16 protein-coding genes are annotated in these 16401 nt (G+C 50.0%); 8 read left to right on the plus strand and 8 right to left on the minus strand.

The window, feature by feature from the left end:
• Positions 1 to 6 precede the first annotated feature (6 nt).
• The 5 genes from rpoN to ACJAZW_RS04185 all read right to left on the minus strand — a co-directional run bounded on the left by rpoN (position 7) and on the right by ACJAZW_RS04185 (position 4182).
• Entirely contained in the window at positions 7 to 1524 is a 1518-nt protein-coding gene (gene rpoN, locus ACJAZW_RS04165; RefSeq protein WP_415155614.1) for an RNA polymerase factor sigma-54, read from the minus strand.
• 137 nt (positions 1525 to 1661) lie between these two features.
• Positions 1662 to 2423 (minus strand): LPS export ABC transporter ATP-binding protein, encoded by a 762-nt coding sequence (gene lptB / locus ACJAZW_RS04170; RefSeq protein ID WP_415155650.1) that lies wholly within the window; start codon positions 2421 to 2423, stop codon positions 1662 to 1664.
• Positions 2407 to 2898, minus strand: a complete 492-nt coding sequence (locus tag ACJAZW_RS04175; protein ID WP_415155615.1) for an LptA/OstA family protein — start codon at positions 2896 to 2898, stop codon at positions 2407 to 2409. The genes lptB and ACJAZW_RS04175 overlap by 17 nt, the downstream gene beginning before the upstream one ends.
• Entirely contained in the window at positions 2895 to 3548 is a 654-nt protein-coding gene (locus tag ACJAZW_RS04180; RefSeq protein ID WP_415155616.1) for a hypothetical protein, read from the minus strand. The genes ACJAZW_RS04175 and ACJAZW_RS04180 overlap by 4 nt, the downstream gene beginning before the upstream one ends.
• 19 nt (positions 3549 to 3567) lie before the next feature.
• On the minus strand, positions 3568 to 4182 hold the full coding sequence (locus ACJAZW_RS04185) for a ribonuclease D (RefSeq protein ID WP_415155617.1): 615 nt from the start codon (positions 4180 to 4182) through the stop codon (positions 3568 to 3570).
• Between the two features lie 231 nt (positions 4183 to 4413).
• Between ACJAZW_RS04185 and mscL the strand changes: the two genes are divergently transcribed.
• Entirely contained in the window at positions 4414 to 4839 is a 426-nt protein-coding gene (gene mscL, locus ACJAZW_RS04190) for a large conductance mechanosensitive channel protein MscL (RefSeq protein ID WP_415155618.1), read from the plus strand.
• A 68-nt stretch (positions 4840 to 4907) separates the two neighbouring features.
• Here the strand turns inward: mscL and ACJAZW_RS04195 are convergent, their stop codons facing one another.
• Positions 4908 to 5948: a Leu/Phe/Val dehydrogenase gene (locus tag ACJAZW_RS04195; protein WP_415155619.1), complete on the minus strand. Its 1041-nt coding sequence runs from the start codon at positions 5946 to 5948 to the stop codon at positions 4908 to 4910.
• Between the two features lie 242 nt (positions 5949 to 6190).
• On the minus strand, positions 6191 to 6628 hold the full coding sequence (locus tag ACJAZW_RS04200) for a c-type cytochrome (protein WP_415155620.1): 438 nt from the start codon (positions 6626 to 6628) through the stop codon (positions 6191 to 6193).
• Positions 6629 to 6960: 332 nt separating this feature from the next.
• Between ACJAZW_RS04200 and ACJAZW_RS04205 the strand changes: the two genes are divergently transcribed.
• The 7 genes from ACJAZW_RS04205 to ACJAZW_RS04235 are packed head-to-tail and all read left to right on the plus strand — an operon-like array spanning position 6961 to position 15507.
• Complete coding sequence (locus ACJAZW_RS04205; protein WP_415155621.1) at positions 6961 to 9141, plus strand: 4Fe-4S binding protein; 2181 nt, start codon at positions 6961 to 6963, stop codon at positions 9139 to 9141.
• A gap of 31 nt (positions 9142 to 9172) precedes the next feature.
• A complete protein-coding gene (nosZ, locus tag ACJAZW_RS04210; RefSeq protein ID WP_415155622.1) occupies positions 9173 to 11086 on the plus strand; it encodes a TAT-dependent nitrous-oxide reductase in 1914 nt (637 codons plus the stop codon).
• Between the two features lie 15 nt (positions 11087 to 11101).
• Positions 11102 to 12358 (plus strand): nitrous oxide reductase family maturation protein NosD, encoded by a 1257-nt coding sequence (locus tag ACJAZW_RS04215; protein WP_415155623.1) that lies wholly within the window; start codon positions 11102 to 11104, stop codon positions 12356 to 12358.
• A complete protein-coding gene (locus tag ACJAZW_RS04220) occupies positions 12358 to 13257 on the plus strand; it encodes an ABC transporter ATP-binding protein (protein WP_415155624.1) in 900 nt (299 codons plus the stop codon). Before ACJAZW_RS04215 ends, ACJAZW_RS04220 begins: the two co-directional genes overlap by 1 nt.
• On the plus strand, positions 13254 to 14075 hold the full coding sequence (locus ACJAZW_RS04225) for an ABC transporter permease (RefSeq protein ID WP_415155625.1): 822 nt from the start codon (positions 13254 to 13256) through the stop codon (positions 14073 to 14075). The genes ACJAZW_RS04220 and ACJAZW_RS04225 overlap by 4 nt, the downstream gene beginning before the upstream one ends.
• Complete coding sequence (locus tag ACJAZW_RS04230; RefSeq protein WP_415155626.1) at positions 14072 to 14599, plus strand: nitrous oxide reductase accessory protein NosL; 528 nt, start codon at positions 14072 to 14074, stop codon at positions 14597 to 14599. Before ACJAZW_RS04225 ends, ACJAZW_RS04230 begins: the two co-directional genes overlap by 4 nt.
• Entirely contained in the window at positions 14596 to 15507 is a 912-nt protein-coding gene (locus tag ACJAZW_RS04235) for an FAD:protein FMN transferase (protein ID WP_415155627.1), read from the plus strand. Before ACJAZW_RS04230 ends, ACJAZW_RS04235 begins: the two co-directional genes overlap by 4 nt.
• Here ACJAZW_RS04235 and ACJAZW_RS04240 read toward each other — a convergent pair.
• A complete protein-coding gene (locus tag ACJAZW_RS04240; RefSeq protein WP_415155628.1) occupies positions 15453 to 16388 on the minus strand; it encodes an NAD(P)-dependent oxidoreductase in 936 nt (311 codons plus the stop codon). The genes ACJAZW_RS04235 and ACJAZW_RS04240 overlap by 55 nt on opposite strands.
• Between the last annotated feature and the right edge of the window lie 13 nt (positions 16389 to 16401).

Here is a 16401-nt window from a genome sequence, read left to right on the forward strand (position 1 = left end):
CGCCAACTAGCTCATCATCTCGCGCTTTTGCCGACGTCGTAGCACAGACGAGGGGATGCCCATCGCCTCGCGATATTTGGCAACCGTTCGCCGCGCGATGCCCATTTGGTGCTTCTCATTCAAAATAACCGCAAGCTTGTCGTCAGATAGAATCTTTTTAGGATCCTCAGCATCGATCAACAACTTGATTTCATGCCGCACTGCCGCCGCTGAGTGGTCGTCATCGCCACTGGTTGAACTTGAAATGGCGCTGGTAAAGAAGTAGCGCAATTCAAATAGTCCTCGCGTCGTAGAGACATATTTATTGGCGGTAACCCGGCTAATGGTGCTTTCGTGCATATCCACCGCTTCAGCGACCATTTTGAGCGTCATGGGTTTGAGGTGCGTGACGCCATGCAACAAAAACCCATCTTGCAACCTAGCAATTTCGCTCGTGACTTTGAGAATGGTTTGCGCCCGTTGATCGAGACTTTTGGTCAGCCAATTGGCGGTTTGCATGCAGTCTTGCAAATAGGTTTTTTCTTCGCCCTTTTTGGCTTTTGCTGAAACTTCAGCATAGTAGGTGCGATTGATCAGTACATTTGGCAGCACGTCACTATTCAGTTCGATTTGCCAGCCGCCGCCATTAGCCACGCGAATGTAAACGTCGGGCACGACGGGTTGTATGGCTGTGCCTTCAAACGAAGCCCCCGGACGCGGGTTTAAGCGTTTGATTTCGCCCAGCATATCCCGGAGATCGTCTTGGTCGCAACTAATCAGCGCCATCAATTCTTTGAATTTATGTTCTGCGACCAGTTCAATATTATCCAACAGCGCTTGCATCATCGGGTCCAAGCGATTCTTGTCACGCAGTTGGATGGCAAGACATTCAGGCACCGTGCGCGCAAATATGCCGATCGGATCGCAGCCTTGAATGGCTTCAAGCACAGCTTCGACATGGCCCAGTTCGGTGCCCAATTGTTCAGCGATCTGATGAAGGTCTTTATCGAGATATCCAGCTTCGTTGAGATTTTCAATGATTGCGCTGGCGATAAGGAAATCGCCGGGATGCCGCAAAATCATTTGCACTTGCTCGATCAGATGGTCGCCGAGGGATTTTTGTGAAGAAATATATTGATCAATATCAGCTTTTTCGGGGCCGATGCTCTGGCCGCGGCTTTCTTGCCAACTTGTTGTCGATTGCGAAACAGAATCTTGCCCCACCTGTTCGGGGAACAAATTTGACGCATCGGTGTCCATTTCGCCGGCTAAAGATGTGGCGCTTTCCATTTGGTCGGCATGGCTGTCTATATCGCGCGCTGTGTCGGACACGACAATATTGTCGGTTTCAGAGGGATTTGCATCGCCGTCGGTTTCAGCGTTCGGATCGCTGCGCTCTAATAGGGGGTTATGTAGTAACTGACTTTCAACAAAAGTGCTCAACTCTTGATGTGACAATTGCAAAAGCTTAATTGACTGCATCAATTGCGGCGTCAATTTAAGCGTTTGTGCTTGTCTTAGTTCAAGGCGTGGACCCAGCGCCATAAAAGTTGTGCTCCGTAAGTTGAAAAATTCGTTAGCCCGTTGAAAATGCCACGATTTGCATCGCATATACAAGTTTCATGCCAATTAATGTGGCAACATTCTTGCAAATTTGTGAATATCTGAGGGGAGTAGGGCTTTTAAAGGCTGAAATTCTCGCCCAAATAGACGCGCCGCGCCTCAGGGTCGTTGGAAATGTCGTCAGGACGACCTTGCACCATCACTTGACCACCATGAATAATGTAAGCCCGATCCACCAGCCCAAGCGTTTCGCGCACATTGTGGTCGGTGATCAAAACACCAATGCCTTTGTCTGTGAGTTGTTTCACCAACCCTTGGATTTCACCAACCGCAATCGGATCAACCCCCGCAAAAGGTTCATCAAGCAACATAAAGGCGGGGTCGGCGGCCAGAGCGCGGGCAATTTCCACCCGTCGTCGTTCACCGCCTGAAAGTGCGAGTGCATCTACATCACGGATATGGGTGATCGAGAATTCTTCAAGCAATTGATCCAACCGCGCGTGGCGGCTTTTTCGCGATTTTACGTGGCCTTCAAGAATAGACAGAATATTGTCTTTTACATCCATGCCGCGAAAAATTGAGGGTTCTTGAGGTAAATAACCCATCCCCAACCGGCCGCGCTGGAACAACGGCAGACCAGTAATCGAGCGGCCATGCAACAATATTTCGCCCTGGTCGGGCGCAACAATGCCCATGATCATCGAAAAGACAGTAGTTTTACCCGCACCATTTGGCCCCAACAACCCAACCGCTTCCCCTCGGTTTACCGCAATGGACACATCGCGAATGACCACTTTTTTGCCATATGATTTGGCCAAGGAATGCGCAACCAGCCAGCCGGTAGGGTCGATTTCGCTCGCCATATTAGTTTCCAGATCCAAATATAGCCGTGACGCGGCCACCGTCCGTTTCAGACCCTACAAATCGCGTGGTATTGTCATTTAGATCAATCACCATTTCAGAACTGTTGACCACGTCGGCGCTGCCCTTTTGGGTCGCAGATACATTGCCGATCATGGTGAATAGCCGTGTTTTGGGGTCATAATGGCCCCGATCTGAAATGGCATTCTGGTTGCCAAATTCAACCCGAACACGCCCGTCAGCGGTGATTTTTGTTAGGTCAGACGGACCGCCATCGCCATAATAAGCAACGACAATTGGGGCCCAAAGCTGAAATGTTTCCTGTATGGCATGTACGTTGCCCGTAAAGGTAGCGGTTTGAGCTTGTTGATCAATTTCAAATAGATCGCCAGTAATGTTGACTTGCTCATTTGATTGTCCCGTCGCCGCACCCGCAAAAACAGCGAGCGACAATATGCAAGCACTGACAAAACCAATCAAAACCTTTGCACTCATTGTTGGTCAGCCTTTTCAACAGCGGCCGGCGAAAGAACCAGCGTAAAATCAGTAAATTCCCATTTTCCAAGCGGAGAGTTATATTTCATTGTGGCAGCATCAAGTGTTGAGCCGTCAATAAATTCAAATTTGATCCCATCTTTTCCAGTGAAACGTTGTTCCGCAAGATAAACAACGCCATTCCCGATGGTACCTTTGTCGCCATTGCTTGAAACAATGTCGATGCGCGTGAATAATTTAAGTGTTTCATCCAAAAAACTATATTGCCCATCATCAGATGTCACCTTGGCAGTTGTGCCATCAAAAAAGAACAGGTCACCCACCATATCAACCAAGTCGACAATATCTTGGTCAGCCAAGCCTGTTTCAGCGCTGTGGGCGGACATCCGATAACGGCCACCGTCGCTCAATGTTCCTTTTGCGCGCGGCGCATCAATAATCAAACGATCATTAGAAATTCGAATGGCGTCAAACTGCGCGGCGGGAAACAACGCCCCCAAAATGATCGGTAATACCAAATATGCAAACAGCACCACACCCGTTGTTGGCACAATAAAACGCAGGACCCAAACAAGCACCCGACGCCGTCCGATTTGCCGGAATGATCGATCAATATCGCGTTGCGAGAATGTTGCTGCTATGTCACCCATCACGACCGCCAATTGGGTTTTAACTATGGGCGAAGATATCTGTTTCCGGCCAACCTGCCAAATCAAGCTGCACACGGGTCGGTAAAAAGTCAAAACAGGCTTGCGCCATTTCCATGCGCCCCTCACGTTTTAACATCCGGTCCAAATGGCGGCGTAAATCGTGCAAATATAAAACGTCGCTTGCCGCATAATCGAGCTGCGCCTTGGTCAATTTTTCCGCACCCCAATCCGAACTTTGTTGCTGCTTGGACATATCAACCCCCAGCAATTCGCGTGAAAGGTCCTTGAGGCCATGCCTGTCCGTATAGGTGCGCACCAGCTTTGAAGCAATTTTGGTGCAATATGACGGTGTCGTCATAGTGCCAAATGCATGATAGAGCGCGGCGACATCAAAGCGGGCGAAATGAAAAAGTTTGGTACGTTCCGTGTCGGCCAGCAATTTTTGCAGGTTTGGCGCTTCGGTCTGTCCCAATTCAATTTTCACCACGTCGGCTGTGCCATCCCCAGGCGACAGTTGAACCACGCACAAGCGATCACGCAACGGGTTCAGACCCATTGTTTCGGTATCAATTGCCACTTGTCGGCCATAATTGTCCAAATTTGGTAGGTCGCCGATATGCTGCCGGATGGTCATGGGGTCACCTTTAACGCGTTGAAATATTTGGTGCGATTCTTTTACCCCAACGGGGCGAAAATGAAACGCCCTAATTCTGAGATAAAGTCTATTGTTTTAAAAATTTGAACAAATTGTTCAAAGAGTTTACGCAATTGATTTGAATTAATATTTTGTTATGGTTTTGGCTGAGGTACGCCAACCAGGCGTTGACCCTCAACGATAGGGCAAAAAAAGGGTTTAAAGAACAATATGCTTAAAGAGTTTAAAGCGTTTGCCATGAAAGGCAACATGATCGACTTGGCTGTCGGCGTGATCATTGGCGCAGCATTTGGCGCGATCGTTGGATCACTTGTTGACGACGTGTTTATGCCCGTCATTGGTTTGCTGATTGGTGGCGTCGATTTTTCAAACATGTTCCTTGTTCTAAAAGACGACGCCGCAGGCTCTTACGCCACGCTGGCCGCTGCACAAGAGGCGGGTGCAGTAACGTTGAACATCGGCCTGTTCATCAACGCAATTGTGAAGTTCTTGATTGTTGCATTCGCTATATTCTTAGTGGTCAAAGGCATCAATTCGATGAAGAAAAAAGAGGAAGCTGCGCCCAAAGCGCCACCAGTTGCTTCCAACGAAGAAGTGTTGCTTGGTGAAATTCGCGACTTGCTCGCTAAAAAGTAGGTCTACCGCATATCCATGCAGTGAAGGGGTCGGCTTGCCGGCCTCTTTTCTGTTCATTGGTGCAAGGTTTAGGCCCGCGCCAAAATCTCATCGACAAACTGGTCAGCAACCATGTGCGGTAATGTGCCATTGCGCGCAGCTTTGCCCAAAATTTGATCGGTGGTGTCTGCCAACCGCTCAACTTTTTGATTGACCCATGCCTGGTCTGAAATCTTCAAAATTTCGGCTGCAACATTGATGATGCCGCCACCATTAACCACATAATCAGGGGCATAAAGAATGCCCTTATCTGCAAGCAGTTGCCCGCAATTCTCATCCGCCAACTGATTGTTGGCAGCGCCAGCAACAACCTTTGCGTTCAGTTGAGCGATGGACGTGGACGAAATGCTAGCCCCCATCGCACAAGGCGCAAAAATATCGGCCTGTACTGAGTAGATCGCATCTGGCTCAACAATGGTCGTGCCAAACCGTGATTTGGCTTCCTCAATTGCGGCTGAATTGATGTCTGTGGCAATAATAGTTGCGCCTGCATCATGTAAGTGCTGGCACAAATGCATACCCACATGGCCAAGCCCCTGTACAGCAACTGTTTTGCCTTTTAGATCGCTCGACCCCAAACCATATTTGGCGGCAATCTGCATACACAAAAATACCCCGTGTGCGGTGACCGGAGAAGGATCGCCACTGGCGAACGGCCCATTTGACAAGCCAGCTGCGTAAGTGGTGAATTTTGCCGCCTCTGCTATGTCTTCAACCGAAATGCCCACATCTTCAGCCGTGTAATATGTGCCAGCCAACAGATTGACGAATTTACCGAAAGACTGCATCAGTTCTGGTGTTTTATCGGTGTGTGGATCAGCGATAATGACCGACTTGCCACCTCCAAGCGGAAGACTTGCGGCTGCGTTTTTATACGTCATACCTTTGGCCAACCGCAGCACGTCGATCTTTGCGGCGTCTATGCTGTCATAGTTGAACATGCGACAACCGCCCGCCGCTGGTCCCAATTTTGTGCTGTGAATGGCGATGATGGATCGCAATCCTGTGGCGTTGTCGCTCGCCAAGACCACACGTTCGTAGCCCGGAGCACCAAGCTCTTCAATCTTCATAACCCTTGTCCCCAGCGTGAAGCATTTTGTTTTTTTAAAAACTGTTTTGGCGCGCTCACCAGCTGTCGTCAACAGCGGGTACTCCAAATGGCGTAAATATATGCGCGCATATGCAACGAAGGTCGAATGAAGATGAGTGACATGCCCCAATGCGGGGCAAGTTGCCCATGTCTGGGGCGTGAACAAAAAAAGGACGCCAATAAGGCGTCCCTTTATCTGCCAATGATTGATTGGCGAAATAACTATTCAGTGTCTTGAATGCTTGCAAGATAGGCGATGACGTTGGCACGGTCATCTTCTTTCTTAAGACCTGCAAAAGTCATTTTGGTTTTTGCAATAAAGTCTTTGGGCTTTGTCAAGAACGCATCGAGTGCTTCGATATCCCAAATCTGACCTTCTGCCTTTTTAGCCAGCAGTCCCTTAGAATATTTATAGCCTTCACTTTCGCCGATTTCTTGGCCGAAAAATTCGTTAAGCTGAGGGCCAACAGAATTTTTGGCCTTTTCACCAACTTTGTGGCAACCACTGCATTTTTTAAAGATTTTTTCACCAGCAACGAGATCGCCTGCAGCAATCGCTGTTTCGATTTCGACGGCCGGATCAAAGTCCTGTGCAGCAGCGACAGAGCCCATAGCTGATAAAGCCAGAGCTCCGGATAGCACTAGGTGTACAAGTTTCATGAGATAACTCTCTTTGTTATTTGGAACCAATAGTGTGCAATCATATAACTTAGATCGCAAGGCGGCAATTTGATGCAGCGCAATTTAGTTGATCATAAATATATCCCATGTTGCAACACCAGAGCAATTGGAATTTGATCTATTAAACAAAATTATAGTTGAACGCATTTGAATTTGATCTAGGACAAAGTTCAGTGTTCGCTCAAAGCGTATCCAGTCACCGTAACAACAAAACGGTCCTAGATATGTCTGCGCATCACGACATTAGTGGCAATATAAATTTTCTGAGCGCATCCGCTATGCGCCCCCTTATTTTGCTTGGGGGCAAGCTCATGGGACAAATTCGGATCGCGTTGTCCGGTTTGGTAATGCTTGCGCTCTTGGTGCTGATTGCAACACCTGCCAACGCACAAGCAACGCGCCCATTCCTTGAACAGTTTTTGCCCAAAGTTGAAGCACAAATTTTTGCAGCGCAGGCAACCCGGTATGGCGATATTCAAGCAGATGTGCCCGTCGCTCCGATTTTCAATGGCGATGACCTTTTGGGTTATGTGTTCATCACATCAGACTTTGTCGGCACCACTGGTTATTCAGGCAAGCCCATCCATGTGATGGTGGCTATCGGTTTGGACGGAAAGCTGCTGGGTGCCGAGTTGGTCAAGCACTCCGAGCCAATTGTTCTGATCGGTATTCCAGAAAGCAAAGTCAAAAAACTGACCGCGAGCTACCGGGGGTTGGATATCGTTGCTGAAGCCGCGATGGGTGGATCTGCACACGACTTGGAAATCATTTCTGGTGCCACGGTAACCGTTATGATTATTGATGATTCCGTGGTTCGTTCTGCGATCAAAGTGGCGCGTGCGCTTGGATTGGGTGGTCTAGTCAACGCCGACAAGACTATCAAACGCGAGCTTAGCCCGGACGAGGGTATGATCAGCGATTGGCAAACCATGTCTGGCGATGGCTCCATTCGTCGTCTGACGTTAGATGTTGGGCAGATCAACGAGGAATTTGATGCAACTGGCGACCCGCGTGCCATCAAACGGCCGATCGATAAAGAACCTGAAACCACCTATATCGATATGCACACCGCCTTGGTTTCAGCGCCAAGCATCGGGCTGAGCCTTTTGGGTGAAGCTGAATATACAAACCTTAAAAGCTGGCTCAAAGAGGGTGAAAACGCCATCCTCATCGCCGGCCGTGGTCTTTATTCATACAAGGGTTCAGGCTATGTGCGCGGTGGTATTTTTGATCGCATCCAGCTGATCCAGGGTGATATTTCGGTCCGTTTTCACGATAAAGACCAACGCCGGCTCGGCCAGATCGCGGCCGAAGATGCACCAAGTTTTACGGAGTTGGACTTGTTCAAAATTCCAGCCGATTCCGAGTTTGATCCAGCAAAACCTTGGCGTCTGCAATTGCTGTCACACCGCCAAGTTGGGCCGGTCGAAAAAACATTCTTGACCTTCGATCTGGGTTATAAGCTGCCCGAGCGATATCTTGCACCACTGCCAGATGTCGCACCGGTTGCCATTGCCGTCGATGCCAACGATGATCAAGCCGCCCGCGCTGCATTGTGGAAACGTATTTGGAACGACAAGCAGTTTGAAATTGGTGTGCTGGGCGTCATGCTCGCCGTTCTGACAGCCACATTCTTTTTCCAAAAACAATTCACCCGCAATGCACGCTTTTTCTACTGGTTCCGCATGAGCTTCTTGGTTGTGACGTTGGTGTTTCTTGGTTGGAGCCAAAATGCCCAACTTTCCATTGTTAATCTGATGGCGCTTGGGGCTTCCTTACAAAGTGGCTTTAGCTGGGACGCGTTCTTGCTTGACCCGCTGGTGTTCATCTTGTGGTTCTCTGTCGCCACCGCGCTTTTGTTCTGGGGCCGCGGCGCATTTTGTGGGTGGCTTTGCCCGTTCGGCGCGCTTCAAGAAATTTCCAACCAAATTGCGCGCTTCTTCAAAGTGCCGCAATGGGAGTTGCCATGGGGACTGCACGAACGCCTATGGCCGCTAAAATACATGATCTTCCTTGGATTGTTCGGCTTGTCTTTGGTGTCCATTCCGATGGCCGAGCAATATGCGGAAATTGAACCCTTCAAAACCGCGATTATCTTGAAATTTGATCGTGCTTGGCCGTTCGTTGTGTTCGCCACAGTGATTTTGGGCGCTGGCCTGTTCATCGAACGGTTCTATTGCCGTTACCTTTGCCCGCTTGGCGCAGCGCTCGCAATCCCGGGCCGGATACGCATGTTTGATTGGCTTAACCGCTACAAAGAATGCGGGAACCCCTGCCAAACGTGTGCCAACGAATGTTTCGTTCAAGCGATTCATCCGAACGGCCAAATCAATCCAAACGAATGTCTGTCCTGTTTGCATTGCCAAGTGCTCTATCAGGACGACCAGAAATGCCCCGTCTGCATCAAGAAAAGAAAAGGCCGGGAGCGGCGCTCAGCAAGTGACGCGGCATCAAAAGCTGCGATGGAAGCCTTGCTGAACCCAAAATTTTAACATGCGACATTAGCAACAAAGGAGAGCTAATATGTCTGACAATGAAGTAAAAACCGATGGAATTTCCCGCCGGGAACTTCTTTCAGGAACTGGCGCTGGCGCGTTTCTTGCCGGGTCATTGGCTGCAACAGGCGGCGCTGCCCTAATGGCAACACCAGCTGCGGCATCCGAGAGTAGTGGCGCGCTCGCTCCAGGTGAACTCGACGAATATTACGGCTTCTGGTCTTCAGGCCAAGCCGGCGAGTTGCGGGTTTTGGGTGTGCCATCCATGCGCGAACTCATGCGTGTGCCAGTGTTCAACCGTTGTTCTGCGACGGGTTGGGGCCAAACCAACGAGTCTTTGAAAATCTTGACCGAAGGTTTGACCGAGGAAACAAAACAGTTCCTCGCTGACAGCGGCATGAAAACATATGATAATGGTGACCTTCACCACCCACATATGTCTTTCACCGACGGCACATATGATGGTCGCTACCTGTTCATGAACGACAAGGTCAACACCCGTGTAGCGCGTGTGCGTCTTGACGTAATGAAATGCGATAAAATCATTGAGATCCCGAACGCGCACGACATTCATGGCTTGCGCCCGCAAAAGTTCCCGCGCACAGGCTATGTGTTTGCCAACTCTGAGCACGAAGCGCCGCTGATCAATGACGGCTCAACCATGCGTGACGTGTCAACTTACACCAACATCTTTTCAGCCATTGATGGCGACGAGATGACAGTAAGCTGGCAGGTGATGGTATCGGGCAACCTTGATAACACCGACTGTGATTACCAAGGTAAGTACGCCTTCTCAACTTCGTACAACTCAGAAATGGGCATGAACCTTGCTGAGATGACAGAAAACGAGATGGACCATGTTGTGGTCTTCAACCTCGCTGAGATTGAAAAAGGCGTGGCCAATGGCGACGTGCAAGTTCTCAACGGCATCCCAATCATCGATGGTCGCAAGGGCTCAAACAAGAAGTACACGCGTTACATCCCAATTCCAAACAGCCCACATGGCATCAACACAGCCCCTGATAAACGCCACGTTTGTGTTGCTGGTAAATTGTCACCAACTGTTTCAGTAATCGATGTGACAAAGCTTGATGCCTTGTTTGACGAAGACGCAGATCCACGTTCAGCAATTGTTGCAGAGCCTGAATTGGGTCTTGGTCCATTGCACACAGCTTACGATGGCAAAGGCAATGCGTTCACAACATTGTTCTTGGACAGCCAAGTGGTGAAATGGAACATCGATAAAGCCATCCGTCTTTATGCTGGCGAAGATGTTGATCCCATCATCTCAAAAGTTGACGTTGCATACCAACCTGGTCACAACTCAACCTCAATGGGTGAAACCTCAGAAGCTGATGGCAAGTGGCTTGTTTCCATGAACAAGTTCTCAAAAGATCGTTTCTTGAACGTTGGTCCTTTGAAACCGGAAAATGAGCAACTGATCGACATTTCATCTGATGAAATGAAGGTTGTGCATGATGGCCCAACTTTTGCTGAACCACACGATTCGATTATCGTTCATGCATCAAAAGTGAACCCAAACAGTGTTTGGGATCGCAATGATCCGTTGTTTGACGATGCAAAAGCACAAGCTGCGGCAGACGGTGTTGATCTCGAGGAAGGCTCAGAAGAAGTCATTCGGGATGGCAATAAAGTCCGTGTCTACATGACATCACAGGCACCAATGTTCTCGCTTGAGAGTTTCTCTGTAAAACAGGGCGACGAGGTCACTGTTTACGTGACTAACCTTGATGACATCGATGATTTGACACACGGTTTCTCCTTGTCGAACCACGGTGTCGCGATGGAAGTTGGACCTCAGGCCACAGCGTCTATCACCTTCATTGCGGGTCGTCCTGGTGTTCACTGGTTCTATTGCCAGTGGTTCTGTCATGCGTTGCACATGGAAATGCGCGGCCGGATGTTCGTAGAACCTAAATAGGGATTGCCACATATAATGCTTCGCCTACTTGCCTTTTTGTTGATCATATCAAGTGCCGCCAACGCTTTGGCAGTTGATTGGCAAATTGTGCCTCAAGGCGACGCACTGGCAATCGCTCTAAAAACGGCGAAGGCGGGTGACACCATCCGCCTCGCACCCGGCACCTACCAAGGGCCGATTGAGATTAATGCTTCCGTTGTTTTGGATGGGCAAGGACAAGCCCATATTCAGGGCAATGAAACCGGATCTGTCATTGTGGTGAACGCGATAGACGTCACCGTGCGCGGCCTCACCGTAACGGGTTCAGGTTCGGATGGCGAAAATCGTGATGCGGGTATTGTGACAGCCCAAACCGCAGACCGTGCGCTGATCGAAAATAACAATCTGATCGGCAATCTGGTTGGCGTCGATATTCACGGCACCAAAAACGCGATTGTGCAAAACAATAAAATAGAAGGCCGCCTTGATCAGCGTATGAATGATCGGGGCAACGGCATTTATGTTTGGAACGCGACCGGCAGCAAAGTCATTGGCAATGACATTCGCTATGGGCGCGACGGCATCTTCGTCAACACGTCAAAAAAGAACGAGTTCTCTGGTAATCGCATGCGCGATTTACGCTTTGCCATCCACTATATGAACGCAAACAATTCAATTGTGCGCGGCAATATTTCACTTAGCAACCACCTTGGCTACGCCATCATGTATTCAGATAATGTTCTGATAGAGGGCAACCTTAGCCGTGGTGACCGCGATCATGGCATCATGATGAACTACACCAACAAGGGCAAAGTGATCGGCAATCGGATTGAGCAAGGCGGCGAAAAATGTGTGTTCATTTATAACGCCCACAAAAATGAGTTTAGCAAAAACCTATTCTCCCAATGTCAAATTGGCATCCATTTTACGGCCGGGTCCGAGCGCAACACCTTTACGCAAAATGCATTTGTGGGTAACCGCACCCAAGTTAAATATGTGGGATCAAAATGGGCTGATTGGAGTGTAGACGGCAAAGGCAATTATTGGTCTGACCATGCCGCTTTTGATCTGGATGGCAATGGCATCGCCGATGCCGCTTACCGCCCCAATGATATCATGGACCATGTTTTGTGGACCCAACCTGCGGCCAAGTCTTTGTTGGGTTCGCCTGCGGTGCAACTCATTCGCTGGTCACAATCCGCATTCCCGGCCCTGTTGCCAGGTGGCGTTGTCGACAGCGCGCCTTTGATGCAGCCCGAGCTGCCAACACTTAAAGAATGGGAGGAACTATAATGCCTGCCCTAAAAATCGAGCATGTTGTTAAACGACATGGCACCCTTCAAACAATATCTGATGTTTCTCTGAACGTAGAAGCTGGGGAGCGCGTGGCGCTTTTGGGCCATAATGGCGCGGGCAAAACCACCATCATCAAAATGGTGCTGGGCTTGATGCCCATCACCGCTGGAACCATTAATGTCTTGGGTCACCACCCAGGTTCCGCCGCAGCGCGTAAGCAAACTGGATATTTACCCGAAAGCGTTGCGTTCCACGGCGCGCTAACAGGTCGCGAGCAATTGCATCATTTTGCAAGGTTGAAATCCACGTCGCTCAAAGAAGCTGACGATCTGCTTGAGCGAGTTGGATTAGCTCACGCTGCAGACCGCAGAATTGGCACCTATTCAAAAGGCATGCGCCAACGTATCGGCTTGGCGCAAGTGGCGTTGGGACAACCCAAATTGGCGATCTTGGACGAACCGACAAGCGGACTTGATCCAGTGAGCCGTCACGAGTTTTACGATATCGTTGAGGAGCTGGCGCATAATGGGGCGGCGGTCATGTTGTCTTCGCATGCGCTGACCGAATTGGAATTGCGTACCGACCGGATTGCGATCCTTTCGAAAGGTCAATTGGTCGCCAATGACAGTTTGCAGAAATTGCGTGATCTTGCCAGCTTGCCCATCAAGTTCAAAGTCACCGCGTCCAACGACACCATTGATGGTGTCAATGAGCAGTTGGGTGGCGAGCGGGTCAATTGCCAATCGCTCGAGCTTTTGTGCACGCCATCCGAGAAAATCGACGTTTTGTCGGCGATCACAGCGTTAGGGTCGGTCGTAAAAGATGTGGACGTCACCCCGGCAAGCCTTGAAGAGCTTTACCGTCATTTCAGCAAAGTTGAGGAGAAACAATCATGACCTCAATTCTGTCTATTGCCCGACTGGAACTGCTGATCGCGCGGCGTAACCTTTGGGTCGCCACTGCCATCCTGTTGATGGCCATGTTCAACGTGGTTCTCACTGTTGCAGGCAATGCGCCAACGGGCGTTTTGGGTGCTACGCCGATGACGATAGCCATTACGTCCATCACCACATTGTCGGTCTATTTGCTGCCATTGATCGGGTTGCTGTTATCATTTGACGCCATATCAGGCGAAGCCGAACGGGGCACACTGACGCTGGGCCTTTCTTATCCATTGTCTCGTGCTGATATTTTGCTCGGCAAGTTTATCGCCCACATGGTGGTGCTCGGCGTGGCTGTCGCCATCGGTCTTGCGTTGACCACACTGATTATCGTTTCGCGTCATGGTACAGGCGCGATTGAATGGGCTCCATTGGCGTCGCTCTATTTCACCTCATTGGCACTTGGCGCAACGTTTTTGGGTCTCGGGTACACCATATCGTCACTCGTCAAGCAAACCGGTGCGGCTTCGGGCATTGCCATTGCACTGTGGCTGATCGCTGTGGTTCTTTACGACCTTGGCTTGCTCGGCGCACTGGTAACGGATGCGGGCGGCGACTTCTCAAAAACAATTTTCCCCTATGCGCTGGTCGCCAACCCGGCTGACGCGTTCCGCCTGCTCAATATGCCAGACCAATCTGTCAATATGCTCGCCTCTGGCCTTGGTGCTGCGAGCAGTGTCACAGGGTTTTTCGGCCAATTGACTTCGCTCTTGCTCTGGCCTGTAGCAGCCCTATTGTTTGCCCTTCTCGCCTTTAAAAGGGTCGAGCCATGATCATTTTCAAAACCGGTTCTGTACTCGCAACAGCACTATTTCTTGTCGGCTGCTCAAGCGAAGCGGCCTTGCAGCAAACACCTAGTCCGATCGCACTGACCGAGGAAGCGGCTGGATATTATTGCCAGATGGTGATTTTGGAACATGATGGGCCAAAGGCGCAAATGTATTTGGATGGCATGCCAAACCCGTTGTGGTTTTCTCAGGTGCGCGACGGTTTGGCCTACATAAAATCGCCCGAGCAGTCAGCCGAAATTTTGGTGATGTATGTCAACGATATGGGCGAAGCCAAAAGCTGGTCAGAGCCCGGCGAAATGAATTGGATCCGAGCGGACGAAGCCTATTTCGTGGTTGGCTCAGATGCGACCGGCGGCATGGGTGCGCCTGAACTGGTGCCGTTCTCTTCAAAAGACAAGGCAGATGAATTTGCTAAGGTGCGCGGCGGTGAGGTTCAACTTTTGAACGAAATCTCCATAGAAGCTGTGCTCGCGCCCGTTGAATATCAAGAAGGATCAGATCAATGATTTCTCGTCGTCGCGTTATTTCTATTCTAGCCGGAGCAGCGGCACTGCCCATGCTTGGTTCTGCCGCATCTGCTTCAGTTGTGAATTGGCGTGGCATTGCGTTGGGCGCAAACGCCAACATTGTGCTTGATCACCCAAATGCTGAACTGTTGCTCGATAAAGCACTGTTGGAAATCGCCCGGTTAGAGAAAGTGTTTTCGCTTTATCAGGCAAATAGCCAGCTCTCCGTCTTGAATCGCGAAGGCGAATTGAAAGTGCCGGCTGTTGAATTGATCGATTTGCTAAACATTAGTGATCGCATCTATCAAGAAACCGATGGCGCGTTTGATCCCACAGTGCAGCCGATTTGGGCGCTCTACGCGCAAAAATATGCTGCGGGTAGCGTGCCAAACCAAAGCGAAATTGATGCGGTGCGCGCAAAAATTGGTTGGTCAAATCTATCAGTTTCGCCGGAAATGATTTCGTTCAACAAACCTGGTATGGCCCTCACTTTCAATGGTATCGCACAAGGCTATATCGCCGACAAAGTGGCTGGTTTGCTCCGCCAAGAAGGCGTGGATAACGTCCTGGTCAATACGGGCGAAATATCTGCAATTGGCTTTTCACCCAGTGGTGCACCCTGGCCAATTTCCTTGGCAAATGGAGGGCGCAAACTTGAACTCACAAATGCTGCCATCGCCACTTCGGCTCCCACAGGCACTTTCTTTGATCTTGATGGGACGGTTGGACATATTCTTGACCCACGTACCGGATTGCCGAGCGGACAATGGCAAAGCCTTAGTGTAATCGACAAATCAGCAGCGCGGGCGGATGGACTATCCACAGCCTTTTGCTTAATGAATAAAGCCCAGATTCAAGCGGTTTCTGGCGCACATGAAGTGATGTTCGGCGCACCAACCTCCGTCTGATCAAAAAGACAAGGATTGCCTTCAATCAATCTGACTGTATGTGCACCTAAGGGCGTGTCGGAATATGCAGGGTTATCAACACAGATACGTTTTGCTTCGCGCCGCGCCAGCTCCAAGATTTCCGTAGGCGTGGTTGGGCTGTGGATGATTACGTCAGCGGATTGCAACGCGCGCATGGACTTGATGGTGATCAGTTCGGGGTCATTGGCGCAATAGCCAATATACGTAATCTTGGTTTGCGCAATGTGATTTTTTGCGATCTGGCGGCAATCATCCAGTAGCGCAGTTTCACAATCGGGCGAGACCTCTTCACCAAATGCCTTGTCGACAAATGTTTCCCAAAAGGTTCGCCTTTCCCGCCCCGGTGCCAGCAGTTGATTGATCCGATCGCGCATGTTTTCAGCCAAATTGGCCCAGTGTGCGATCTGTGCAGGTAGTACCATTTCGATCCGACGCCGGATCGCTTGGCCGAAAATCGGTGCGGCCCCGTTGGTTGAAATGGCAATTACGGCGGGTGAGCGGTTAACGATAGAGCCAAATTGAAAATCACAGAATTTTGGTTGGTCAATAACATTCACAGGCACGCCGTGAAGCTTTGCGATGTTGCGAATTAGTTGTGCGGCGGTTTGTGTCGGTGCATCACATATCACAAGAGTTGCATCAGCTATGTCCGTGGCCAATTTCTGTTGTTGGCGATGTTGGAATGAGTGCGGTGAGCTGGCGATGAGGGTCTTAAAGTCAGCAGTCAAGCATACGGCATGTACCAATACATTTGCGCCCGCTGCGCCGAGCAACTCTGCCTTCCAAGCCGCCGCGTCAGTGCCGCCAATCACTACGACATTTTTACCGTTCAAATCAAAAAAGACGGGCAGGACACTCAAGGCATCTATGCGT

Source organism: Maritalea sp. (genome assembly GCF_047634455.1).
Lineage (GTDB): Bacteria > Pseudomonadota > Alphaproteobacteria > Rhizobiales > Devosiaceae > Maritalea.

Excerpts from the sequence above, each read along its gene's own strand:
- rpoN (WP_415155614.1), bottom strand. The coding sequence starts at position 1,524 with ATGGCGCTGGGTCCACGCCTTGAACTAAGACAAGCACAAACGCTTAAA.
- ACJAZW_RS04175 (WP_415155615.1), bottom strand. The coding sequence starts at position 2,898 with ATGAGTGCAAAGGTTTTGATTGGTTTTGTCAGTGCTTGCATATTGTCG.
- ACJAZW_RS04180 (WP_415155616.1), bottom strand. The coding sequence starts at position 3,548 with ATGGGTGACATAGCAGCAACATTCTCGCAACGCGATATTGATCGATCA.
- ACJAZW_RS04185 (WP_415155617.1), bottom strand. The coding sequence starts at position 4,182 with ATGACCATCCGGCAGCATATCGGCGACCTACCAAATTTGGACAATTAT.
- mscL (WP_415155618.1), top strand. The coding sequence starts at position 4,414 with ATGCTTAAAGAGTTTAAAGCGTTTGCCATGAAAGGCAACATGATCGAC.
- ACJAZW_RS04195 (WP_415155619.1), bottom strand. The coding sequence starts at position 5,948 with ATGAAGATTGAAGAGCTTGGTGCTCCGGGCTACGAACGTGTGGTCTTG.
- ACJAZW_RS04200 (WP_415155620.1), bottom strand. The coding sequence starts at position 6,628 with ATGAAACTTGTACACCTAGTGCTATCCGGAGCTCTGGCTTTATCAGCT.
- ACJAZW_RS04205 (WP_415155621.1), top strand. The coding sequence starts at position 6,961 with ATGGGACAAATTCGGATCGCGTTGTCCGGTTTGGTAATGCTTGCGCTC.
- nosZ (WP_415155622.1), top strand. The coding sequence starts at position 9,173 with ATGTCTGACAATGAAGTAAAAACCGATGGAATTTCCCGCCGGGAACTT.
- ACJAZW_RS04215 (WP_415155623.1), top strand. The coding sequence starts at position 11,102 with ATGCTTCGCCTACTTGCCTTTTTGTTGATCATATCAAGTGCCGCCAAC.
- ACJAZW_RS04220 (WP_415155624.1), top strand. The coding sequence starts at position 12,358 with ATGCCTGCCCTAAAAATCGAGCATGTTGTTAAACGACATGGCACCCTT.
- ACJAZW_RS04225 (WP_415155625.1), top strand. The coding sequence starts at position 13,254 with ATGACCTCAATTCTGTCTATTGCCCGACTGGAACTGCTGATCGCGCGG.
- ACJAZW_RS04230 (WP_415155626.1), top strand. The coding sequence starts at position 14,072 with ATGATCATTTTCAAAACCGGTTCTGTACTCGCAACAGCACTATTTCTT.
- ACJAZW_RS04235 (WP_415155627.1), top strand. The coding sequence starts at position 14,596 with ATGATTTCTCGTCGTCGCGTTATTTCTATTCTAGCCGGAGCAGCGGCA.